This is a genomic window from Streptomyces sp. LARHCF249 (assembly GCF_052871255.1).
In genome coordinates this window covers 235407-257901 of sequence record NZ_JBIXJQ010000012.1, presented here as the reverse complement: position 1 = coordinate 257901, position 22495 = coordinate 235407, and the positions used below count along the sequence as shown (strand labels likewise).

At 72.5% G+C, this 22495-nt stretch carries 23 protein-coding genes; 13 read left to right on the top strand and 10 right to left on the bottom strand.

The annotated features are described in order from the left end of the window. Positions 1–138: 138 nt before the first annotated feature. A complete protein-coding gene (gene pdxR, locus ACIPUC_RS30505; RefSeq protein ID WP_446587454.1) occupies positions 139–1590 on the bottom strand; it encodes a MocR-like pyridoxine biosynthesis transcription factor PdxR in 1452 nt (483 codons plus the stop codon). Continuing rightward, a complete protein-coding gene (locus tag ACIPUC_RS30500; protein WP_446587456.1) occupies positions 1587–2066 on the bottom strand; it encodes a MarR family transcriptional regulator in 480 nt (159 codons plus the stop codon). Before ACIPUC_RS30500 ends, pdxR begins: the two co-directional genes overlap by 4 nt. A 46-nt stretch (positions 2067–2112) precedes the next feature. Here ACIPUC_RS30500 and ACIPUC_RS30495 point away from each other — a divergent pair, with 46 nt between their 5' ends. Then, the gene (locus tag ACIPUC_RS30495) at positions 2113–3018 is read left to right on the top strand and encodes an alpha/beta fold hydrolase (protein WP_446587458.1); all 906 of its coding nucleotides are present in this window, start codon (positions 2113–2115) and stop codon (positions 3016–3018) included. 189 nt (positions 3019–3207) lie between these two features. Here the strand turns inward: ACIPUC_RS30495 and ACIPUC_RS30490 are convergent, their stop codons facing one another. After that, positions 3208–3579 (bottom strand): ArsC/Spx/MgsR family protein, encoded by a 372-nt coding sequence (locus ACIPUC_RS30490; RefSeq protein WP_446587460.1) that lies wholly within the window; start codon positions 3577–3579, stop codon positions 3208–3210. Between the two features lie 140 nt (positions 3580–3719). Between ACIPUC_RS30490 and ACIPUC_RS30485 the strand changes: the two genes are divergently transcribed. Then, entirely contained in the window at positions 3720–3971 is a 252-nt protein-coding gene (locus ACIPUC_RS30485; protein WP_446587462.1) for a hypothetical protein, read from the top strand. 75 nt (positions 3972–4046) lie between these two features. Here the strand turns inward: ACIPUC_RS30485 and ACIPUC_RS30480 are convergent, their stop codons facing one another. Then, positions 4047–4925, bottom strand: coding sequence for a thermonuclease family protein (locus ACIPUC_RS30480; protein ID WP_446587464.1), 879 nt, complete (start codon positions 4923–4925; stop codon positions 4047–4049). A 39-nt stretch (positions 4926–4964) separates the two neighbouring features. Continuing rightward, positions 4965–6062, bottom strand: coding sequence for a PP2C family protein-serine/threonine phosphatase (locus ACIPUC_RS30475; protein WP_446587466.1), 1098 nt, complete (start codon positions 6060–6062; stop codon positions 4965–4967). Between the two features lie 89 nt (positions 6063–6151). On the opposite strand from ACIPUC_RS30475, the gene ACIPUC_RS30470 reads away from it, so the two are divergent. The 3 genes from ACIPUC_RS30470 (at position 6152) to ACIPUC_RS30460 (ending at position 9350) form a co-directional block, all read left to right on the top strand. Continuing rightward, on the top strand, positions 6152–6913 hold the full coding sequence (locus tag ACIPUC_RS30470; protein ID WP_446587468.1) for a VIT1/CCC1 transporter family protein: 762 nt from the start codon (positions 6152–6154) through the stop codon (positions 6911–6913). A gap of 101 nt (positions 6914–7014) precedes the next feature. Then, on the top strand, positions 7015–7902 hold the full coding sequence (locus ACIPUC_RS30465; protein ID WP_446587470.1) for a TIGR01777 family oxidoreductase: 888 nt from the start codon (positions 7015–7017) through the stop codon (positions 7900–7902). A gap of 176 nt (positions 7903–8078) precedes the next feature. After that, the gene (locus tag ACIPUC_RS30460; protein WP_446587472.1) at positions 8079–9350 is read left to right on the top strand and encodes an NAD(P)/FAD-dependent oxidoreductase; all 1272 of its coding nucleotides are present in this window, start codon (positions 8079–8081) and stop codon (positions 9348–9350) included. A gap of 91 nt (positions 9351–9441) precedes the next feature. Here the strand turns inward: ACIPUC_RS30460 and ACIPUC_RS30455 are convergent, their stop codons facing one another. Beyond that, complete coding sequence (locus tag ACIPUC_RS30455; RefSeq protein ID WP_446587474.1) at positions 9442–10881, bottom strand: regulator; 1440 nt, start codon at positions 10879–10881, stop codon at positions 9442–9444. 172 nt (positions 10882–11053) lie between these two features. Here ACIPUC_RS30455 and ACIPUC_RS30450 point away from each other — a divergent pair, with 172 nt between their 5' ends. From ACIPUC_RS30450 to ACIPUC_RS30430, 5 genes are all read left to right on the top strand, one after another. Continuing rightward, the gene (locus tag ACIPUC_RS30450; RefSeq protein WP_446587476.1) at positions 11054–11350 is read left to right on the top strand and encodes a hypothetical protein; all 297 of its coding nucleotides are present in this window, start codon (positions 11054–11056) and stop codon (positions 11348–11350) included. A gap of 43 nt (positions 11351–11393) precedes the next feature. Next, on the top strand, positions 11394–12191 hold the full coding sequence (lipB, locus tag ACIPUC_RS30445; protein WP_446587478.1) for a lipoyl(octanoyl) transferase LipB: 798 nt from the start codon (positions 11394–11396) through the stop codon (positions 12189–12191). A 131-nt stretch (positions 12192–12322) separates the two neighbouring features. After that, positions 12323–13276 (top strand): lipoyl synthase, encoded by a 954-nt coding sequence (gene lipA / locus ACIPUC_RS30440; protein WP_446587480.1) that lies wholly within the window; start codon positions 12323–12325, stop codon positions 13274–13276. 280 nt (positions 13277–13556) lie between these two features. Further along, positions 13557–13754, top strand: coding sequence for an SCO2195 family GlnR-regulated protein (locus ACIPUC_RS30435; RefSeq protein WP_446587678.1), 198 nt, complete (start codon positions 13557–13559; stop codon positions 13752–13754). A 10-nt stretch (positions 13755–13764) separates the two neighbouring features. Further along, positions 13765–14463: a DUF4191 domain-containing protein gene (locus ACIPUC_RS30430; RefSeq protein ID WP_362597079.1), complete on the top strand. Its 699-nt coding sequence runs from the start codon at positions 13765–13767 to the stop codon at positions 14461–14463. A gap of 82 nt (positions 14464–14545) precedes the next feature. On the opposite strand, the gene ACIPUC_RS30425 is transcribed toward ACIPUC_RS30430, so the two are convergent. Beyond that, on the bottom strand, positions 14546–15013 hold the full coding sequence (locus ACIPUC_RS30425; RefSeq protein WP_446587482.1) for an RDD family protein: 468 nt from the start codon (positions 15011–15013) through the stop codon (positions 14546–14548). A gap of 186 nt (positions 15014–15199) precedes the next feature. Here ACIPUC_RS30425 and glnA point away from each other — a divergent pair, with 186 nt between their 5' ends. Together glnA and ACIPUC_RS30415 are read left to right on the top strand one after the other, a co-directional pair. Continuing rightward, entirely contained in the window at positions 15200–16609 is a 1410-nt protein-coding gene (glnA, locus tag ACIPUC_RS30420) for a type I glutamate--ammonia ligase (RefSeq protein WP_446587484.1), read from the top strand. 286 nt (positions 16610–16895) lie between these two features. Next, positions 16896–17456 carry a hypothetical protein gene (locus ACIPUC_RS30415; RefSeq protein ID WP_446587486.1) on the top strand — a complete coding sequence of 187 codons (561 nt, stop codon included), beginning with the start codon at positions 16896–16898 and terminating at the stop codon, positions 17454–17456. Positions 17457–17513: 57 nt separating this feature from the next. Here the strand turns inward: ACIPUC_RS30415 and ACIPUC_RS30410 are convergent, their stop codons facing one another. Then, positions 17514–18167 carry a TetR/AcrR family transcriptional regulator gene (locus ACIPUC_RS30410; protein ID WP_446587488.1) on the bottom strand — a complete coding sequence of 218 codons (654 nt, stop codon included), beginning with the start codon at positions 18165–18167 and terminating at the stop codon, positions 17514–17516. An 87-nt stretch (positions 18168–18254) separates the two neighbouring features. Between ACIPUC_RS30410 and ACIPUC_RS30405 the strand changes: the two genes are divergently transcribed. Next, the gene (locus ACIPUC_RS30405) at positions 18255–19025 is read left to right on the top strand and encodes an SDR family NAD(P)-dependent oxidoreductase (protein ID WP_446587490.1); all 771 of its coding nucleotides are present in this window, start codon (positions 18255–18257) and stop codon (positions 19023–19025) included. A gap of 3 nt (positions 19026–19028) precedes the next feature. On the opposite strand, the gene ACIPUC_RS30400 is transcribed toward ACIPUC_RS30405, so the two are convergent. Together ACIPUC_RS30400 and aceE are read right to left on the bottom strand one after the other, a co-directional pair. After that, positions 19029–19547: a DUF4240 domain-containing protein gene (locus tag ACIPUC_RS30400; protein ID WP_446587491.1), complete on the bottom strand. Its 519-nt coding sequence runs from the start codon at positions 19545–19547 to the stop codon at positions 19029–19031. A gap of 115 nt (positions 19548–19662) precedes the next feature. Beyond that, positions 19663–22347, bottom strand: coding sequence for a pyruvate dehydrogenase (acetyl-transferring), homodimeric type (gene aceE, locus ACIPUC_RS30395; RefSeq protein ID WP_446587493.1), 2685 nt, complete (start codon positions 22345–22347; stop codon positions 19663–19665). Positions 22348–22495 lie beyond the last annotated feature (148 nt).

Below are 22495 nucleotides of genomic sequence, written 5' to 3'. Positions count from 1 at the left end.
GGTCGGTCTGTCAAGGGTGGCCGAAGGCCATCGCGAAGCGACGCGACGAAGGAGCGCCCTTGACAGGGCGGCCCGACCCGGAGAGACAGTGGGACTGGCGGGAAACCCCCAAACCCTCCCTGATGAGCAGTGTGGGGATCAGGCCCCCCGAAGCCCCCGAGCACCCACCACCCCCGCCAGTACCTCCACCGCTCTCGCGAACGCCGAGTTGGGGGGTGCCGCGTACCCCACCACCAGGCCTTCGCGGGGCGGGGTCGGGTCCGCTCGGTGTTGGTAGGAGGACAGGCCGTCCAGGGACAGGCCTGCCGCCCGGGCCGCCGACAGGGCCGGGGCCTCGCTGCCCGGCGGGAGTTCCAGTACCGCGTGAAGACCGGCCGAGATGCCCGTCACCCGGATGTCCGGGGCCCGTGCGGCCAGTACGGAAACCAGCTGGTCACGGCGCTCCCGATAGCGCTTGCGCATCCGGCGGACATGCCGGTCGTACGCGCCGCAGCCGATGAAGTCGGCCAGCGCCAGCTGGTCCAGCGCGCTCGCCCAGGACTCCCGCTGTCCCTTCGCCGCCAGGACTTCGTCGATCAGCCGGTCCGGCAGGACCAGCCAGCCGAGCCGGAGCGCCGGCGAGAGGCTCTTGCTCAGCGAGCCCGCGTACACCACGTGCTCCGGGGCCAGGCCCTGCACGGCGCCGACGGGTTTGCGGTCGTAGCGGAACTCCCCGTCGTAGTCGTCCTCCACGATCACGCCACCGGTCGTACGGGCCCACTCCACGGCGGCGGCGCGCCGCGCGGGCAGCAGGCGACCCCCGGTCGGGAACTGGTGCGCCGGCGTGAGCAGCAGCGTACGGGCCCGGGAGGGGAGCTCGGCCGTCCGGGCACCGTCCTCGTCGACCGCGACGGGGTGCGGGCGGATCCCGGCGGCGTCCAGGATGCCGTGGTGGAACGGGAGTCCGTACGCCTCGACGGCCCACTCCCGGGGCCGGACGGACGCGAGGAGCCGCAGCCCGTTGGCGAAGCCGGAGCAGACCACGATGTTCTCGGGGCCGGTACGGACGCCCCGCGCCCGGGAGAGATAGGCGGCCAGTGCCCGCCGCAGCTCGGGCCGGCCGCGCGGATCGCCGGGGCCGAAGGCCTCGGTGGGCGCCTCGGCCAGGGCCCGCCGGGCGCTGGCGGCCCACGGGCCCCGGGGGAAGGAGGCCGAGTCGGGCTTCCCCTGGAGCAGGTCGTAGCGCGGCCCCGCGCCCGCCGCCGACGGCACGCCCGAGCCCGCGCCGCGTTCGCCGACTCGTCCCGCGCCGCGTTCGCCGACTCGACCGGCGGCGCGTTCGGCTGCCCCCTCGGCGACCCGGGTGCCGGAACCCTGCCGGGCGGTGAACCAGCCCTCGGCGACGAGTTCGGCGTAGGCGTCGGCGACGGCGCTGCGGGCCAGTCCGAGGTCGGCGGCCAGCGTCCGGTACGGCGGTAGCCGTGTCCCGGCGGCCAGTCGCCCGCTGCGGACGGCGTTGCGCAGGGCCTGGGCGAGGGCGGTCCGCCGGGCTCCTTCGGCGGGGAGGTCGAGATGCAGGTCGGCGCCCGTGCCGCCGTCGGCGGCCGTCATGCGTCGGCCTCCGGTGCGAAAACGGTGTGGGTGGCCGTCAGGAAACGGCGGATGGTGTCCCGTTCGGCCGTGTCGAAGGAGTCCAGCACCCGCAGCACCCCGTCGATCAGCGGGCCGAAGAACTCCCGGCCCAGCCGGATCGCCTCCGGCTCCACGCGCAGCAGGATCCGGCGCCGGTCGCGGTCGTCGCGGGCCCGCGCCACGTGGCCGAGCCGTTCCAGCCGGTCGATCAGCGCCGTGGTGCCCGCCGAGTTGAGGCCGAGCCGGGCACCGAGCAGGCCCGCCGTGGCCGCCTCGCCGGCGCGGGCCGCGTCCAGCAGGCAGATCAGGGCCCGCACATCGGTGGGGTGCATGCCGTTGCGGGCGGCGAACTCCGCCTGGCGCAGCCCGAACTCGACGGTCACGGCCCGCAGCAGGTGCACCAACTGCAGGTTCTCGGGTTCCTGCTTGTCGCTCACATCACCCTCCTCTAACATCTCTCGCTGAGCGAGATTATCGCCCGACGAGGTATTGGAGCCAGCCGTGTCCCGGACGCCTCTCTTCCGTACCGCCCACTTCCGTACCGCCTACGACGCGGTCCTGGCCCGGTGGCCCGGGCCGGTCGACACGGCCGACCTGCCCACCCCCTACGGCCTCACCCGCGTCAACAGCTGCGGCCCCGCCGGGGCTCCGCCGCTGGTGCTGCTGCCCGGCGGGGGCGCCACCTCCACGGTGTGGGGGGCCTGCGCTGCCGCCGGGCTCGCGCGCAGCCACCGGCTGCATGCCGTGGACCTGGTGGGGGATCCCGGGCTCAGCGTCCCCGAGCCCGGGCGGGCCATGCGGACCGCCGGGGACCTCGTCGGCTGGCTGGACGCGGTGATCGACGGGCTCGGCCCGCGCGGCCCCGTCACGCTCGGCGGCCACTCGTACGGAGCCTGGATCGCCTCCCACTACGCGGCTTCGCGGCCCGCCCGGCTCGGCCGCCTCGTGCTGCTCGACCCGACCCAGGTCTTCGCCGGGCTCCGCCCCGGCTACGTGCTGCGCGCGCTGCCCATGCTGGTGCGGCCCGCCCCGGAGCGGATCCGCTCCTTCCTCGCCTGGGAGAGCGGCGGAGCCGCGCTCGACCCGGCCTGGCTGCGGCTCCAGGACGAGACCGCCCGCTTCCCCACCGTCCGGCCGGTCACCGGGCCGCGCCCGGACCTGACAGGGCTCGGGCAACCGCCGGCCCCGGCTCCGGCCTTGGCCCCGGCCCCCACCCCCGCCCCCGTCCCGGTCCCCGTCCACGTCCTGTTCGCCGGGCGCGCCCGCTGCCACGACGCCGACCGGGCGGCCCGGGCCGCGCGCCGGGTGCTGCCGGGTGCGCGTGTCGACGTACTGCCCGGGGTCTCGCACCACGCGCTGCCGCTGACGGCGGCCGAGGAGATCGCCCGCTTCGTCGCGTCCGGCTAGGCCGCCTCTTCCGGATCTTGCCTGACCCGCGCCGCCCGGCACCGCACCTCGCCGCACTGCCGGAGCACCCGAGTACGTCCAGTGCGCGGGAGCCCCGGCAGCGCGCCGAGGCACGGCACCGGACGACGCGGGCTTAACTGGGGGCACCTCCCAGCGGTAGCTGGGGGAGCAAGATCCGAAAGAGACGACCTAGCCCTTGCGGGACAGGGCCTCGCGGACGGCCTCCTCGGAGCGGGCCACCACGGCCGTGCCGTCCTCGGCGGTGATGATCGGGCGCTGGATCAGCTTCGGGTGCGCGGCCAGGTGCGCGATCCACCGTGCCCGCGCCGCGTCGGTCTCCTCGCGCGGCAGGTCGCGTACGCCGGTCTCCTTGGCGAGGGGGTTCGAGGTGCGCGTGATGTCCCACGGCTCCAGTCCGAGGCGGCCGAGCACCTCGCGGATCTCGTCCTCGGAGGGCACGTCCTCCAGGTAGCGGCGCACGGTGTAGTCGGCGCCCTCGGCGTCCAGCAGGGTCAGCGCGCTGCGGCACTTGGAACACGCGGGATTGATCCAGATCTCCATGCCGCCCAGCCTATCGACGGCGCGTCCAGGGGCCCGTCCCCGGCCGGTCCGGGGCTGGTCCGGCCAGGGCTTTTGTCAGTGGTGCCCAGTAAAATCGAGGGAGAACGACAGGAAGCCAACTACCGTTTGGGAGGCTGTAGATGGCCACTGCCACCACCATTCAGCACGTCAAGAAGAAGCCGCTGCCGGCGGGTCTGCCCCGCGAGTGGTACGAGACCCACAACCGCCGTCTCAAGGCGATGCGCCTGGCGATATCCCTGCTCGACTCGGGGACGTACGACGCCCGGCGCGCCACCAACCGGAAGATCCGGACTATGGCCGTCCGGACGGGGATCCACCGGCCGTCCAACGTCACCTGCAAGATGGTGCGCGCCTTCATCCAGGCGGCGTGAGCCGGCCGTACCGGGTCGGGCAGGCGGCGGCCCGTCGGGGCGAGGCCCCGGCGGGCCGGCGTCGGTGACCGGTGGTCACTTCTCGTTGAAGATGATCTCCCTGGCCGGGCGGGTCATCTTCACGGTGCCGTCGGTGACCTCGACGATGTGGTGCAGGCCCTTGAAGAGCCGCTCGGTGTCCGGGAGGAGGCGGTACTCATCGTCCGCGATCCCGGCCAGGAAGGCGCGGAAGCATGCCATGGACGCGGGGCTGCCGGTGAAGTCCAGGTAGTCCTTCAGCCGGCGGAAGAGCTTCGGCAGGATCACCGCGCCGGTCTTGTCGTGCGTGATCGAGTCCATCGTGGTGACCGTCGCCCCGAAGACGGTCCTGTCGACCGCCCACACGCCCTTCCCTTCCGCCCGCGCCTTCTCCGAGGCCTCGGCGAGGAGGTCGCGCAGGTACTCGGGCAGGCCCGAGTAGAAGGTCGGGTAGGCCAGCCCGGACAGGAGCAGGTGGTGGTTGGCGGTCCTCTTCAGCAGGTTCTCGCCGACCTCCGTCCAGTAGCCGCTGTACACGGGCCCGGTCCCCTTGCCGACGAAGGCCACGCAGCGGCCGTAGGCGTCGGCGCCCCGGGTGAGGATCCAGCCGGGCACGCTGTCCGGCGAGGTGGCGACGGTCTCGTCGTCGTCGCGGAGGACCGTCTTGAAGTCGAGGAACTTCAGCAGCGCGTCCGCGGCCGCGTGGGCGAGGCCCCGCGGCTGGTGCTGCTCCTTGTCCCGCTCGCCGTAGTGGGTCTCCAGGGCGTCGACCGCTTCGAGCCGGACGGTCCCGCGGCCGTCGGCCTTCGGCACGATCTGGCCCCCGGGCACCAGCTTCCAGTCGGCCACGTTGTCCGGGATGAACGGGAGGGTGTCGCCGTCCGGTTTGGCGCCCCCCTCCACCTTGAACTTTCCACTGATCAGCAGCATGGCCATGATGACTCCCGTCCAGGCGTCACTGTGAGTGTTCGGTGGCTACGCACGGTACACATCCGGGCGGTCCGGTGACAGCAGCAGCAGGGCCACGTCGTCGCGCGGTCCGCCGTCCGTGAACGCGACGAGGTCCCGCCAGACGGCCCGGACCAGGCCCGCCGGGTCCCGCGTCACCACGGTCAGCCGCGTGGCCAGCGGATAGAAGTGCCCCGACGCGTCCCGGGCCTCGGTCACCCCGTCGGTGTGCAGGAGGAAGCGGTCCCCGGCGCGCACCGTCAGCTCCGTCACCGGCGGCGGGTCCGGTCCCGCGAGGCCCAGGCCGAGCGGCGGGCCCGGTTCCACGGTCACCTCCTCGACCGCCGCCCCGCGCAGGCGCAGGGCGGGCGGATGCCCGCACGAGACGAGCCGTACGAGGTCCAGTCCGGGCGGGAACTCCAGCAGCAGGGCCGTCGCGAACAGCTCGGGGTGCCCGTCGGGGGCGGCCGCCGCGTCCGACGCCAGCCGCCGGTCCAGCCGGGCCGCGACCGCCGCCAGTTCCGTGTCGTCCAGCACCCCCTCCCGGAAGGCTCCCAGCAGCGCCACCACCGTGCCGACCGCCGCCAGGCCGTGGCCCTGTACGTCGGCGACCAGCGCCCGGACCCCGTACGGCCCGGCCCGTACGTCGTACAGGTCGCCGCCGACCAGGGTGCCGCGCTGCGCCGCCCGGTAGAGGCCGGAGCAGCGCACCGGACCCACCCGTTCCGGGACCGGCGGGAGGACGGCCAGCTGCGCCGCCTCCGCCACCGTCCGTACGCTGACCAGCTGCGCGTCCCGGCGCCGCCGCACCCAGGCGATCACCACGCTCAGCAGCCCGACGGTGGCCACGGTGGCCAGGTCGGAGCCCGTGGCGCGGGCGATGCCGAGGCTCGGCACACCGAGCAGTACGAGGACGAGGGCGGCGAAGAACGCGGTCCCGCCCGCGCCGTAGGCGAAGGCGGCCACCGGGGGCAGACCGGCCAGGAAGTAGCCGAGTTCCACGTCGCCCGGGGTGAGCACCTGCGCGAGGACCAGCACCACCAGGGCCACCGCGGGCGCGAACCGGGCCCAGCGCGGCGGTGGCTCCCCGCGCAGCCAGCCCGGCTCCTCGCGTCCGCGTCTCACCCCTCCACCCTGGTACGGGGGCCAGGCGCGCGCACCCCGGACCGGCCTGCCGGGTGGCCCGGCGCGGGCCGTGCCGGGACAGTGGTGCCGTGACGGACGACGATGCCTCCCGCAAGCCCCCGACGCGGGCGCACATCGAGGCGCACGGCGGTGGCGGCGGCAGCGGCGGGTCGCCGAGTGCGGAGATCGGCACGCGGCTGAACTGGCTGCGCGCGGGGGTGCTGGGCGCCAACGACGGGATCATCTCCACCGCGGGCCTGGTCGTCGGCGTGGCCGGGGCCACCACCTCGCGCGCGGCGATCCTGGCGGCGGGCGTCGCCGGGCTGCTGGCGGGCTCGCTGTCGATGGCGGCGGGGGAGTACGTGTCGGTCAGCTCGCAGCGGGACTCCGAACGGGCCGCGCTGGAGACGGAGCGCCGGGAGCTGGCCGAGGAGCCGGAGGCGGAGCTCGAGGAGCTCACCGACCTGCTCACCGCGCGCGGGCTGAGCCGGGAGCTGGCCCGGGAGGCCGCCGTGCAGCTGACGGAGCGGGACGCGCTGCGGGCCCACGCCCGGGTGGAGCTCGGCATCGACCCCGACGAGCTGGCCAACCCGTGGCACGCGGCCTTCGCCAGTTTCGTCGCCTTCACGGTGGGGGCGCTGCTGCCCCTGCTGGCGATCGTCCTGACCGGCCCGTCCGGCCGGGTCCCGGTGACGGCGGTGGCCGTTCTCGCCGCGCTCACGCTCTGCGGGGTGCTGAGCGCCCGCCTGGGCGGAGCCCCTCCGCTCCGCGCGGTCCTGCGCAACGTCGCCGGCGGCGCCGTGGCCATGGCCGTCACCTACGCGGTGGGCACCTGGCTGGGCACCCTCTGACGAGGCCGGACGGGCCGGCTCTGCCGCTGTCGCGGCAGGCGCAAGCGCAGCTGAGCCCCGGATCCGCCCGAGCCGGCGCAGCGACCCGGCAGGATGGGGCCATGCGTATCGCGGTCACCGGCTCGACCGGCCTCATCGGCAGCGCCCTCGTGCGGTCCCTCCGGGCGGACGGGCACGAGGTGGTGCGGTTCGTGCGCCGCCGGCCCGCCGCGGGCGACGAGGCGCGGTGGGATCCCGCGCGCGGGTACGTCGACGCCGCCGGGCTGGCCGGGTGCGCGGCCGTCGTGCACCTGGCGGGCGCCGGGGTGGGGGAGCACCGCTGGACCACCGCGTACAAGAAGGAGATCCGGGACAGCCGGGTGCTCGGGACAGCCGCCCTCGCGCAGGCCCTCGCCGCGCTCGACGAGCCGCCCGCCGTGCTCGTCAGCGGTTCGGCGGTCGGCTACTACGGGGACACCGGCGACCGGGCCGTCGACGAGGACGCCCCCGCCGGGCACGGCTTCCTGCCCTCCGTCTGCGTGGAGTGGGAGGCGGCCGCGGAACCGGCCCGCGCGGCCGGGGTCCGTACCGCGTTCGCCCGCACCGGCCTGGTCGTCGCCCGCGAAGGCGGGGCCTTTGGGAAGCTGTTCCCCATCTTCCGGGCCGGCATCGGCGGCCGGCTCGGCAACGGGCGCCAGTACTGGTCGTACATCTCCCTCGACGACGAGATCGCGGCCCTGCGCCACATCATCGACACCCCGGCCGTCTCCGGCCCGGTCAACCTCACCGCGCCCGAGCCGCTGACCAACCGCCAGGTCACGGCGGCCATGGCACGCGTGCTGCACCGGCCGGCGCTGCTGCCCGTACCGGCCGTGGCCCTGCGCATCGTGCTCGGGGAGCTCGCCGAGGACGTGCTCGGCAGCCAGCGGGCCCGGCCCGCCCGGCTGCTGGAGTCCGGCTTCGTCTTCCGCCACCCCGGCATCGAGGACGCCCTCCGCGCCGCCCTGTGAAAAGCCGGTCTGCCTGTGCTGTGCGACCAGCGTGCGACCGTTCGTGACCCGGATGCGACCACCGTGCGACCGGAGTTGACCACAATCCCGCAATACTCCGGTCAACTCGGGTTCCTCTGGAGCGGGTTGGGGGAAGGAGGTCGAGACACAGCCGCGCCGACCTCGGGGAGGGGCACGTGCTCAGCAGCTCACACCATTCCGCACACCATGCGGACGTCGTCATCGTAGGAGCCGGAGTCTCAGGACTCGCGGCCGCGCACCACCTGACCGCAGCGGGGGTCACGGTCACCGTCCTGGAGGCCGCGGGCGACCCCGGCGGCCGGATGGCCACCGTGTCGGCCGACGGGTTCCGGCTGGACCGGATCGGCCAGTTGCTCAACACCGCCTACCCGGAGCTCGGACGCACCCCGGGCCTGGCGGGCCTGACCCTGCGGAGCTTCGCCCCCGGGGTCCTGGTCCACACCGACGGAAAGCAGCTCCGGGCCGGAGCCCTCACCCCGGCCCGCGCCCTGGCCAGCGGCTCCCTCGACCAGGCACGGCTCAGCGCCGCCCTCGGCCGGCTCGCCGCCCTGCCCGAGGAACGCCTGCTGGCCCGGCCCGAACGCACCGCCCTCGCCGCCCTGCGCTCCCGGGGCCTGCCACCGCGCACCGCGGCCGGCGTACTGCGGCCGCTGCTCTCCACCCTGCTCCGCGACCCGGAACTCACCACCTCCAGCCGGGTCGCCGACCTGGCCCTGCGCACCTTCTCCCGCGGCCGCCTCGCCGTGCCCGAGGGGGGAGCCGCGACCCTGCCCGACCGGCTCGCCGCAGGCCTGCCGCCCGGCACCGTCCGTACCGGGGTCCGGGTCCGGTCGGTGGCGACCAACCTGGTCACCACCGAGGAGCACGGCGACTTCAGCTGCCGCTCCGTCCTGCTGGCCACCGGGGCCCGCGCGGCCGCCGAACTCCTGCCCGGCCTGCGCGTGCCCGCCTTCCACGAGGTCACCGTCCTGCACCACGCCACCGCCGCGCCCCTGCCCTGGGACGGCTCGCTGCTCCTGGACGGCGACCCCAAGTGGCCCGTCTCGCACACCGCCGTGATGAGCGCGGTCGACCCGACGCGGGCCCCGGCCGGCCGCAGCCTGGTCACCACCACCGTGCTCGGCCCGCCGCCCCCGGCGCGCACGGTCGCCTCCCGCCTCGCGCGGCTCTACGACACCGCGACCCGCGACTGGGAAACGCTGGCCGTCCACCACACTCCGGAGGCCGTTCCCGCCATGCCCCCGCCCTACGACGTACGGCGCCCGGTGCGCGTCCTGGCCGGCCTGTACGTGTGCGGGGACCACCGCGACACCAACACCGTCCAGGGCGCCCTGCACTCGGCCCGCCGCGCCACCCACGCCGTCCTGCGCGACTTCGGCATCCCGCTCCCGACCGCCGCGGAGCGCGCCATTCCGGTGGCCGCCTGACTGCTCGACGTACGCCGGCGGGGCGTCTGCGGCCCCGCCGGCGTCCGAGGCGCGCCGTGCGGTGTCGAGCCCCCGGCAGCCGACCCGCAGGTCACGACAACGCCGCCACCCTGTCCCGGTACGTCCGCACCGCAGACGCGTCCCGGTACGGCTCCAGCCGCCGCTCGAAGTCCCGTACGTACTCCACCGCCCGCACCGACCGCATCTCCATCGCCTGCTGCGCCGCCTCCGCCCCCAGCGCGCACGCCTGGTCCAGCTCGCCCAGCCCCAGCCGGGCCGTGGCCAGCACCACCCGGCAGAACAGCCGGGACCGCGCGTACGCCGGCGCCCGCAATTGGAGCGACCGCTCCGCGTGCTGCGCCGAGGCCCGGTACTGCTGGAGGTCCCGGTGGCAGTGCCCGAACTCGTCCGCCAGCTGCGCCTCGTCGAAGTACCGCGCCCAGTGCGGCACGTCGTCCCCCGGCCGGGCCGCGCCCAGCGCCCGCTCGGCCCGCACCAGCGAGGCCGTCGACGCCCGCACCTCGCCCAGGACCGCGTGCCCGCGCGCCTCCGCCGAGTGCAGCAGCGCCTGCACCACCGGCGGCGGACCCGAGCCGACACCCTGCTGGGCCACCCGGGCCAGCTGCACCGCCTCCCGGCCGTGGCCCAGGTAGACCGCCTGGCGGCTCATGGTGACCAGCACGTACGAGCCGTACGGCCGGTCCCCGGCGGCCTGGGCGAGCCGCAGCGCCTGTACGAAGTACCGCTGGGCCAGGCCGTGCGCGGCGATGTCGTACGAGGTCCAGCCCGCGAGCCGGGTCAGGTCGGCCGCGGCGGAGAACAGCCGCCGCCCGGTGGTCTCCCCGTAGGTCCCCCGGAGCATCGGCTCGGCCTCGTGCTCCAGGTACCGCACCAGGGCCTGCCGGGCGTGCCCGCCGCCGTAGGCGTGGTCCAGGGCCCGGAACAGCTCGCTCACCGAGCGCAGGGCCGCGATGTCCCCGCCCGTGACCCGCTGCCCGGGCCCCCGGTCGATCTGCCGCTGCCGGGGCACCGAGGTCCGGCCCTGCACCGGGACCCGGGCCGCCACCGGGTCCGCGCCGCGCCCCACCCGCTCGTCGGCCCGCCCGATCAGCCAGTCCCGGCTGGGCACGACCAGGCCGGCCGGGGTGAAGGCGATCTTCCGCAGCTCGGCGTGGGATCCGGAGTCCTTGCGCCACAGGCCGCTGGCGATGTCCACGGCCTCCTCGGGGGTGGCCGCGAACTCCAGGCCCGCGTAGACGGGCGCGCAGGCGTCCAGTCCCAGATCCTGTGCGGAGAGCCGCCGCCCGAGGCGCCGGGTGAAGACCTCGGCGATCAGCGCGGGGGTGGTCCCGCGCGGCTGCTGCCCGCGCAGCCAGCGGGTCACGGAGGTTTTGTCGTACCGCAGATCGAGACCGTGTTCCAGGCCCAGCTGATCGACGCGGCGGGCGAGCCCGGCGTTGGAGAACCCGGCTTCCGCGATCAGCGCCGCAAGCTGCCGGTTGGGGACGCGCTGGGCAGGTCGTTCCGTCATCGGCTCCACGGTCTCCTGACGTGACGGACCGGAGTCCCGGCCCTGTGAACGGCGTGAATGTAGCGGCGAACCTCGTCCGCACCGCCCTCTCTGCCCCACATTCATCCGATCGTGTGCAGAATCGGTAGGGCGCTTTACGGACCGACCCCCTCCGCCCGCGTACGCTGCGGCCATGAACCGCCGGCCCCATCGGGCGCACCTTCCCGAGGAGCGTCCCGAATCCACCGCTCCGCTGCCCCCGCCCGAGCTGACCGAGGCGGAGTGCCGGCGGTGCGGCACCTACATCGCGGGGCTCGACGGCCGGTACGCGTGCGGGGTCTGCGGCTGGGTCAACGACCACTCGGAGGGCCACCGGCGGCTGCCGCGGGCGGACGAGGACCCGGACCGGCCGCCGAAGGGCCGGCGCCGGCCCAGGCAGCTGCCGTGGCCCCCGCCCGAGCCTGCGGAGGGCCCGCCGTACCCTTGCTGAGTGCGATACGTGCACACAGCAGGTTCAACGAGGAGGCGCTGCGGTGGCTGAGCTTGGGTTTGTCCATCTGGGCTTCGGACCGGAATCCGTCGAGTACACCCGGGCCTGGGAAGAGCAGCGCCGGGTGCACGCCGCCCGCTTCGCGGACGAGGTCGAGGACACCTGCCTGCTGCTGGAGCACCTGCCGGTGTACACCGCCGGCCGGCGCACCGACCCCAGCGAGCGCCCGCTCGACGGCACGCCCGTCGTCGACGTGGACCGGGGCGGCAAGATCACCTGGCACGGCCCGGGCCAGCTGGTCGGATACCCGATCATGAAGCTCCCCCGCCCGGTGGACGTGGTCGCCCACGTGCGCCGCCTGGAGGAGGCCCTGATCCGCACCGCCGCCGAGTTCGGACTGGAGACCACCCGGGTCGAGGGCCGCAGCGGGGTCTGGGTGCTCGGCGACCCGGTGGAGGAGCGCCCCATGATCGGCGGGCTCTCCCTCGACCTGGACCCGCGGCTGCACGACGAGGAGTTCGACGCCCGCCTGAACGGCCCCGAGTACGCCCCGTCCAACGCCGGCCAGCGCCGCGAGGACCGCAAGCTCGCCGCCATCGGCATCCGCGTCGCCAAGGGCGTCACGATGCACGGCTTCGCGATCAACGTGAACCCGGACAACACCTGGTTCGACCGGATCGTGCCCTGCGGCATCCGCGACGCCGGTGTGACCTCGCTCTCGTACGAACTGGGCCGCGAGATCACCATCGCCGAGGTGCTGCCGGTCGTCGAGCGGCACCTGAAGGACGTACTGGAGCACGCGGAGCTGAAGCCGCGCGAGATAGAGCCGGCCGCGAGCTAGCCCGGGCCGGCCTCGAGCCGGCCGCCGGGGAATGGGTCCGGCCCCTCGCAGGTTGGCCGACGTAAGAGCGTATGAAATTACGGGCGTACCCTGGTGGGCGCCCGAACAATCGAAGTCACAGGGAGCCGGTCGTGTCCGCAGTCGCACCCGACGGACGCAAGATGCTGCGCCTGGAGGTCCGGAACAGCCAGACCCCCATCGAGCGCAAGCCCGAGTGGATCAAGACCCGGGCGAAGATGGGCCCCGAGTACACCAAGATGCAGGCCCTGGTGAAGGGCGAAGGACTGCACACGGTGTGCCAGGAAGCCGGTTGTCCGAACATTTACGAATGCTGGGAGGACCGCGAGGCCACCTTCCTCATCGGCGGCGACCAGTGCACCCGGCGCTGTGACTTCTGCCAGATCGACACGGGCAAGCCCGAGGCCCTGGACCGGGACGAGCCGCGACGTGTCGGCGAGTCCGTGGTCACCATGGACCTGAACTACGCCACCATCACCGGCGTCGCGCGCGACGACCTGGCGGACGGCGGCGCCTGGCTGTACGCGGAGACCGTGCGCCAGATCCACCAGCAGACGGCCGGCCGCGAGGCCGGGCACACCAAGGTCGAGCTGCTGGCCCCCGACTTCAACGCGGTCCCGGAGCTGCTGGAGGAGGTCTTCGCCTCCCGCCCCGAGGTCTTCGCGCACAACGTCGAGACGGTGCCGCGGATCTTCAAGCGGATCCGCCCGGGCTTCCGCTACGAGCGCTCGCTCGAGGTGATCACCAAGGCGCGCGCCTACGGCCTGGTCACCAAGTCGAACCTGATCCTCGGCATGGGCGAGGAGCGCGAGGAGGTCTCGCAGGCCCTGAAGGACCTGCACGAGGCCGGCTGCGAGCTCATCACCATCACCCAGTACCTGCGGCCCTCGCCGCGGCACCACCCCGTGGAGCGCTGGGTGAAGCCGGCCGAGTTCGTGGAGCTGGCGAAGGAGGCCGAGGAGATCGGCTTCTCCGGTGTGATGTCCGGTCCGCTGGTCCGGTCCTCGTACCGTGCGGGACGCCTGTACACCCAGGCGATGGAGAAGCGCAGCCGAGCCGGAGCGTAGGCGGAGCTCGACCATCCGAGCGAGCGGCGCATGGCGACCGTGTGAACTCGCGCACAGAACGCTACTAAGCAGTAACACCGTAACGGCGCGGCCCCTAGGCTCTTTCGCGGGAAAGAGTTCTGGTGGGCCGCGTCAATGTTTCGAAAACGTTTGACCAGCTGGTCATGCGCTGGTAACACCAATCAGTGACGATGGGTCCACGCACCGCACACACCGACTGCACCGAAGGCACCGCACACCCCCGCAGGTAGACGTGAGCACCGTGAAAGGGATCGACATCATGCAGGCCGCGCCCGTACGCGCCATCGCCATCCCGACCTTCTCCGACGCCTTCCGGGGCTTCGAGTCGCTGCTCATGAGCGGCGCCCGGCGCAACGCCTGGACGGCGGTGCTGGAAGACCGCCGCAGGGCCAAGGACCGGGTCGAAACCGAACACGTACTTGAGGCCGCGGCGACCCGGACTCCGCAGGCCACGTAAACTTCGCTCTATGGCGAGGAAGTCAAACGCAGAGACTGCTGCGAACCCCGGGCGACTGAAGCAGATCGCCCTGACGTACAAGATGACGCGCAAGGCCGACCCGAAGGTCGGTCTGATCGTCGCGGGCGTGGGAATCGTCACCTTCGGTGTCTTTCTTGCGATCGGCTTCCTGATCGACCACCCGGTCTACCTGGGCATCCTGGGCTTCCTGGTGGCGTTCCTCGCGATGGCGATCGTCTTCGGACGACGGGCCGAGCGGGCTGCCTTCGGGCAGATGGAGGGACAGCCGGGAGCGGCCGCGGCCGTACTGGACAACGTGGGCAGGGGCTGGACGACCACCCCCGCCGTCGCGATGACCCGGCAGCAGGACATCGTCCACCGGGCGGTCGGCAAGGCCGGCGTCGTGCTGATCGCGGAGGGCAACCCGAACCGGGTGAAGCCGCTGCTGGCGAACGAGAAGAAGAAGCTGGCCCGGATCATGCCGGACGTGCCGGTGCACGACTTCATCGTGGGTACGGGCGAGGGCGAGGTGCCGCTCAAGAAGGTGCGCACCACCCTGCTCAAGCTGCCGCGCGTACTGGCCGGCCCCCAGATCACCCAGGTCAACGACAAGCTCCGGGCGATGGGCGACCTGATGTCGAACATGCCCCTGCCAAAGGGCCCGATGCCTAAGGGCATGCGCATGCCGCGCGGCGGGAAGATGCGCTGACCTGCTGAGCTGATTTTCGTATACGAAACGAGGGTGCCCCCGAGCCGTCCGGCTCGGGGGCACCCTCGTTCTCGCAACCGTTCTAGATGCGGACCTGGACGGCGCGCGACAGGCGGTCGTGCAGGCCGCGGCCGTCGCGGTCCCAGATCAGCGCCGGGATGACCAGGACCAGCAGCACCGTGCGCAGCAGCACACGGGCGATGCCGAGGCGGCCGCCGTCCTCCGCGATCACCCGGAGTCCGACGATCCGCTTACCGGGCGTGAAGCCCACGGTGCCGACCGTCAGGATGCTCAGGGCCGCGAAGAGCCCGAGGGTCCAGTTGCCCGCCGCGCCCAGGTCGCCGCCCGTGATCAGCCCGTACGCAATCACCTGGCAGCCGACCCAGTCCAGGAGGACGGCCCCGAGGCGGCGGCCGAACCGGGCCACCGAGCCGGGCCCCTGCTGCGGCAGGCCGAGGCGCTGGCCGGGATAGCCGAAGTCGACGCCCATCTCCTCCGCGGCCGCGCGAGGGCCGGAGAGCCACGATCCGATTGCTTGCCTGTTGTCCACCCGACCACGGTACCGGTGCGGCCTCGCGACCCTCGGGCGGGACCCTGGTTAACTTGTGCGAAACAAATGGGTCATGCTTGAGAAATCCCGTCTGCTTATGGTCGGGTCAGCGTGCGGCACCGCACTGACGCACCACGAGCTATAAAGCCCGTCCCTCCCCCGGGGACCGGGAGTAGGAGGAGTTGGATGTTCCAGAACGCCGACGAAGTGAAGCAGTACATCGAGGAGAACGACGTCAAGTTCGTCGACGTCCGCTTCTGCGACCTGCCTGGTGTGATGCAGCACTTCACCATCCCGGCGCGGGCGTTCGACCCGGCGGAGGAGCTCGCCTTCGACGGCTCCTCGATCCGCGGCTTCCAGGCGATCCACGAGTCCGACATGGCGCTGCGTGCCGACATCACCACCGCGCGCCTGGACCCGTTCCGCAAGGACAAGACGCTCAACATCAACTTCTTCATCCACGACCCGATCACGGGTGAGGCCTACAGCCGCGACCCGCGCAACATCGCGAAGAAGGCCGAGGCGTACCTCGCCTCCACCGGCATCGCCGACACCGCGTTCTTCGGCCCCGAGGCCGAGTTCTACGTGTTCGACAGCGTGCGCTTCGCGACCTCCGCGAACGAGGGCTTCTACCACATCGACTCCGAGGCCGGCGCCTGGAACACCGGCTCCGAGGAGAACAACCGCGGCTACAAGGTCCGCTACAAGGGCGGCTACTTCCCGGTCGCCCCGGTCGACCACTTCGCCGACCTGCGCGCCGAGATCTCCCTCGAGCTGGACGCCCAGGGCCTCCAGGTCGAGCGCCAGCACCACGAGGTCGGCACCGGCGGCCAGGCCGAGATCAACTACAAGTTCAACACGCTGCTGGCCGCGGCCGACGACCTGATGCTCTTCAAGTACGTCGTGAAGAACGTCGCCTGGCGCAACGGCAAGACCGCGACCTTCATGCCGAAGCCGATCTTCGGTGACAACGGCTCGGGCATGCACGTGCACCAGTCGCTGTGGGCGAACGGCGACCCGCTGTTCTACGACGAGGCCGGCTACGCGGGCCTGTCGGACACCGCCCGCTACTACATCGGCGGCATCCTCAAGCACGCCCCGTCGCTGCTGGCCTTCACCAACCCGACGGTGAACTCCTACCACCGCCTGGTGCCGGGCTTCGAGGCGCCGGTCAACATGGTGTACTCGCAGCGCAACCGCTCCGCCGCCATGCGCATCCCGATCACGGGCTCGAACCCGAAGGCCAAGCGCGTCGAGTTCCGCGCGCCGGACCCGTCCTCGAACCCGTACCTCGCCTTCTCGGCGCTGCTCCTCGCGGGCCTCGACGGCATCAAGAACAAGATCGAGCCGATGGAGCCGATCGACAAGGACCTCTACGAGCTCTCGCCCGACGAGCACGCGAGCGTCCCGCAGGTCCCGACCAGCCTCGAGGACGTCCTCAAGGCCCTCGAGGCCGACCACGAGTACCTCCTGGCCGGCGGTGTCTTCACCCCCGACCTGATCGAGACGTGGATCGACTACAAGCGCACGCACGAGATCGCCCCGATCGCGCAGCGTCCGCACCCGCACGAGTTCGAGCTCTACTTCGACATCTAGGAAACGGGGCTCGATGCCCTGATCCGCGCTGAGGGCCGCCACCCATGAGGGGGGCGGCCCTCAGCCGTGCGACCGGGCCCCTGCTGCCGGGCGCGCCGGCTGAAGATCGGTATCTGAGGGAAATGCCTGATGGGAGGCCCTCGCCGCGCTCTACGGAGTGCGGTGGGGGCCTTTCCGCTTTGACAGGGACGCGGGGGCGGGTAAGGGTGGAAATGACCTAAGAGCCGGATAAGCGAGACATGTTCGGAGGTGCATGAGAATGCGCCGTAGGATCGTTGCGGCAGCCATGGCGGGCGCCGCTGGAATCGCGATAGGCCTGATGCCCGTCGCCAGCGCCTCGGCCTCGGCCGTCACCAGTGGTGGCGGGGGTGACGGGGGCTGGGACTGCTATCGGTACCCCTCCAACCGCTCGGACGCCCGCTGGGACTTCTGTTGCGACCGCGACTGGCGCGACCGGCCCTCCTGGTGCTGGAACGACGGCGGGGTCGGCGGCAACGGCGGCAACGGGCGCCACGACTGGGGCCACTGGAACTGGAACGACTCGAACTGGCGTGACGCCGACTGGAACGACTCCGGCCGCGGTGGCAACGGCGACTGGGGTGACTGGGGCGACGGCGGTCGCGGCGGCAACGGCGACTGGAACTGGAACGACGGCGGTCGCGGCGGCGACGGCGGGAACGGTGACTGGGGCGGCGGCGGTCGCGGCGGCGACGGCGGCAATGGTGACTGGGGCGGCGGCGACGGCGGGAACGGTGACTGGGGCGGCGGCGGTCGCGGCGGCGACGGCGGCAACGGTGACTGGGGCGGCGGCGGCGATGGTCGCGGGGGCGGCGACTGGGGCGGCTGAGGCCGGTCATGAGACCGAGGGCCACGGGCCCGACCCGATGCCCTTGTCCCGCTGACATCAGCGGAACAAGGGCATCGCGCCTGTGAGGTGGCGCAGGGAGCGGACCGCGAGTTCTATCGGGGAGCCGGGGCCCGAGAGCGCGGCGTCCGTGGTCGACCAGAGTTCCAGGGAGATCCGGATCGCGTCCGTCGCCGCCGCGGCCAGCAGGCGCACGTCCAGGGGGTCGGCGTCCGGACCGGCCAGGCGGGCGATCACCGGGACCAGGCGCTCCTCGGAGTCCTGGTTCACGCGGTACCAGACCGCCCGCAGGGCCTCGTCGGTCGCCGCCGCCCGCAGCAGGCCGCGGGTCACCTCCAGGCCCTCCTCGACCGCCTGGGGTTCGCTCAGCGTCCGCGTGACGGCGCGTTCCAGGGCTTCGGCGAGCGGAGTGCCGGGGTCCTCCTCGGCGAGCAGGGCGCGCCAGGCGTCGCCGCCGATCGCGAGCAGCGGGGCCACGGCCTCCTGCTTGTTGCGGAAGTAGCGGTAGAACGTACGCAGTGCCACGCCCGCGCGGTGGGCGATGTCCTCGGCGGTGGTGCCGTCGGGGCCGTGCTCGGCGAAGAGTGCGCAGGCCGCGCGGGCGATGTCGAGCTGGGTGGCGGCCTTGCGGCGCTCGGTCAGCGACTGGGCTCCGGGGCCGGCCTGGGGAGAGTACGGACGAGGGGATCTCACGCAGTGAAGCGTACCTCTCGCATACGCGGCTGATTGCATGCTTTGCCGCTATGGCAAAGCGTGTCAGCGCTTGGGTACGCTCACCCCATGAACCGTTACGAAGGACGTCGCGTCCTCATCACCGGCGGCGGCTCCGGCATCGGCCAGGCCACCGTCCACCGGATCCTCGCCGAAGGCGGCCGGGTCCACACGGTCGACGTCAGCGAGGCCGGTCTCAAGGTCACGGCCGACCGGGCCGCGGCCGAGGGCCACCAGGACCGCCTCACCACCGCCCTGCTGGACATATCCGACGAGCACGCGGTCAAGGAGGGCGTGGCCGCCGCGGTCGAGACCCTCGGCGGGGTCGACGTACTCGTCAACGCCGCCGGCATCCTGCGCTCCGCGCACACCCACCAGACCACGCTCGACCTGTGGAACCAGGTCATCGGGGTCAACCTGACCGGCACCTTCCTGATGATCCGCGAGTCGTTGCCGGCGCTGCTGGCGGGCGACCGGCCGGTGGTGGTGAACTTCAGCTCCACCTCGGCGTCCTTCGCCCACCCCTACATGTCCGCCTACGCGGCCAGCAAGGGCGGCATCCAGTCGATGACCCACGCACTGGCGGCCGAGTACAGCAAGCAGGGCCTGCGCTGCGTGGCCGTCGCGCCCGGCTCCATCGAGAGCGGCATGACCACGGGCAACGGCCCCGGCCTGCCCGAGGACACCGACTGGTCCCTCTTCGCCAAGCTCGCCCCTGCCATCGGCCAGGGCTTCGCCGGCCCGCAGACCGTGGCCGGCGTCGTCGCGATGCTGGGCTCCGAGGACGGTGCGTTCATCACCGGCACGGAGATCCGTATCGACGGCGGTACGCACAGCTAGCCGTCAGCCTCTGAAGCGGGCCCAGAGCCGGGGGAAGCGCTCCGCGAGCACGGCTTCGTTCTCGAAGTCCAGCGGGGTGCCCTCCGGCTCTGCCGGTTGCAGCGGGATGCCCAGGTCCGGGGCCACCGCCCCGGTCAGCTGCTCGTACGCCTCGTCGGCCGCGTACCCCAGCTCCTCGCCGTCGCCGTCGATCTCCTCGTCGAAGTCGCCCAGGAGCTCCGCGAGGTGGTCGGGGTCGTGGACCCCGCCCTCGAAGACCTCCCGGCCCTGGCCGATCAGCCAGCAGCGGAAGTAGTCGAAGGCGTCGTCGCTCGCCCCGTCGAGCAGCACCCAGGCCGCGCCCCACAGGTCCCAGGTGTACGCCCGGTTGTACCGCGACTCGAAGTGCCGGGCGAAGTCCAGGACGGAGTCCGGGTCGAGCTGGGCCAGCCGCTCCACGAGCAGCTCGGCGTGTTCCTCGGGGTCGCCGTCGGCGGCCTCGCGGGTACGGTCGACGATCTCCCAGAACTCCGTCTCGTCCATCACCGCTCCAGCATCACGGGTCCGCCCCCGCGCCGCCACCGCGCGTACGGCGAAAGGCCGGTGTCCTACCCCTGAGGGGCGGACACCGGCCTTCACGGTCGGTCGGTCACTCGGCTCAGAGGCCGTAGCGCTCCCGGGCCTCCTTGACGGAGGACGCCGGTACCTCGCCGCGGCGGGCGAGCTGGGCCAGCGCGGCCACGACGATCGACTGGGCGTCGACACCGAAGTGGCGGCGGGCGCCCTCACGGGTGTCGGACAGGCCGAAGCCGTCCGTGCCCAGCGAGGTGTAGTCCTGCTCCACCCACTGGCTGATCTGGTCCGGGACCTGGCGCATCCAGTCGGAGACCGCGAGGACCGGGCTGGTGACGCCCTCCAGCGCGCGGGTGACGTACGGGGTGCGCAGCTCGCCGCGCAGCAGCGCCTCGTCGCACTCCAGCGCGTCGCGCCGCAGCTCGCCCCAGGAGGTGGCGGACCAGACGTCGGCGGCCACGTTCCAGTCGGCGGCGAGGAGCTTCTGCGCCTCCAGGACCCAGTGGATCGCCGTACCCGAGGCCATCAGCTGGACCTTGGGGGCGTCGGCGGCCGGGGCCGCCTCGGCCAGGTCGGCCGCCGTGTTGAAGCGGTACAGGCCCTTGAGGATGCCCTCTTCCACGCCCTCGGGCATGGCCGGCTGCACCTTCGGCTCGTTGTAGACCGTCAGGTAGTAGAAGACGTCTTCCGGCTTCTCGCCGTACATCCGGCGCAGACCGTCCTTGACGATCACCGCGATCTCGTACGCGAAGGCCGGGTCGTAGTTCAGCGACGCCGGGTTCGTGGACGCGATCAGGTGCGAGTGGCCGTCCGCGTGCTGCAGGCCCTCACCGGTCAGCGTGGTGCGGCCGGCGGTGGCGCCGACGATGAAGCCCTTGCCGAGCTGGTCGGCGAGCTGCCACATCTGGTCGGCGGTGCGCTGCCAGCCGAACATCGAGTAGAAGATGTAGAAGGGGATCATCGGCTCGCCGTGCGTCGCGTACGACGTGCAGGCGGCGATGAAGTCGGCCATGGCGCCGGCCTCGGTGATCCCCTCGTTGAGGATCTGGCCGTCCTTGGCTTCCTTGTAGTACATGAGCTGGTCGCGGTCGACCGGCTCGTACGTCTGGCCCAGCGGCGAGTAGATGCCGGCCGACGGGAAGAGGGACTCCATACCGAAGGTGCGGGCCTCGTCGGGGACGATCGGCACCCAGCGCTTGCCGGTCTCCTTGTCCCGCATGAGGTCCTTGACGAGCCGGACGAAGGCCATCGTCGTGGCCATCTCCTGCTTGCCGGAGCCCTTGAGCAGCGCGGCGAAGGAACGGTCGGCCGGGGCGGGCAGGGCCACGTGCTTGACCTTGCGGGCCGGGGCCGGGCCGCCGAGGGCCGCGCGGCGCTCGTTCAGGTACTGGACCTCGGGGCTGTTCGCCCCCGGGTGGCCGTACGGGACCTGGCCGTCGGCGAAGGCGCTGTCCGGGATCGGGAGGCCGAGGAGGTCGCGCATGTCCTTGAACTCGTCGATCGTCAGCTTCTTCATCTGGTGGTTCGCGTTCTTCGACTCGAACCCGGCGCCCAGCGTGTAGCCCTTGACGGTCTGCGCGAGGATGACCGTCGGAGCGCCCTTGTGCTCCAGGGCGGCCTTGTACGCGGCGTAGACCTTGCGGGGCTCGTGGCCGCCGCGGGAGCTGTGGAAGCACTCGGCGATCTTCGCGTCGGAGAGCACGCCGGCCAGCTGCACGAGCTCGGCGTTGGCGCCGAAGAAGTGCTGGCGGATGTAGGCCACGTCGCGGGTCGCGTACGTCTGGAACTGCGCGTCGGGTACCTCGCGCAGGCGGCGTACCAGGGCGCCCGTGGTGTCGAGCTGGAACAGCTCGTCCCAGGCGGAGCCCCACAGCGACTTGATGACGTTCCAGCCGGCGCCGCGGAACTGGGCCTCCAGCTCCTGGACCACGCGGAAGTTGGCGCGGACCGGACCGTCGAGGCGCTGCAGGTTGCAGTTGATGACGAAGGTCAGGTTGTCGAGCTGCTCGCGGGAGGCGAGGGCCAGGGCGGCGGTCGACTCGGGCTCGTCCATCTCGCCGTCGCCCAGGAAGGCCCAGACGTGCGAGTTGGCGGTGTCCTTGATGCTCCGGTTCTGCAGGTAGCGGTTGAAGCGCGCCTGGTAGATCGCGGAGAGCGGGCCGAGGCCCATGGACACCGTCGGGAACTCCCACAGCCACGGCAGGCGCCGCGGGTGCGGGTAGGACGGCAGGCCGTTGCCGCCGGACTCCTGGCGGAAGTTGTCGAGCTGCTGCTCGGAGATCCGCCCGTCGAGGAAGGCGCGGGCGTAGATGCCGGGGGAGGCGTGGCCCTGGATGTAGAGCTGGTCGCCCGATCCGTCGGCCTCCTTCCCGCGGAAGAAGTGCTGGAAGCCGGTCTCGTACAGCCACGCGGCGGAGGCGAAGGTGGCGATGTGGCCGCCGACGCCGTACTTGGAGCCGCGGGTCACCATGGCGGCCGCGTTCCAGCGGTTCCAGGCGGTGATCTTGGCTTCCATCGCCTCGTCACCCGGGAACTCGGGCTCCGCGGCGGTGGGGATGGTGTTGACGTAGTCCGTCTCCAGCAGCTTCGGCAGGGCGAGGCCGGCGGCTTCGGCGTGCTGGAGGGTGCGGCGGAGCAGGTATTCGGCGCGGCGCGTACCGGCGGCCTGGGCGACGGCGTCGAGGGAGGCCGCCCATTCGGCGGTCTCCTCGGTGTCGCGGTCCGGGAGCTGGTCGAGCTCGCTCGGAAGCTTTCCTACGGGGTCGGACATCGGTGTGCGCCGCCTTCCGGACAAAGGAGAGGTGGTGAAAAAATCCCTGACGGGCAGGACAGGGTCGTTGGACCTGGTTGAGGCCCGCGACGACTGTAAATCGCTGATCGATGATCGATCAAATAAAAGTGACGAAGAAATGTCCATA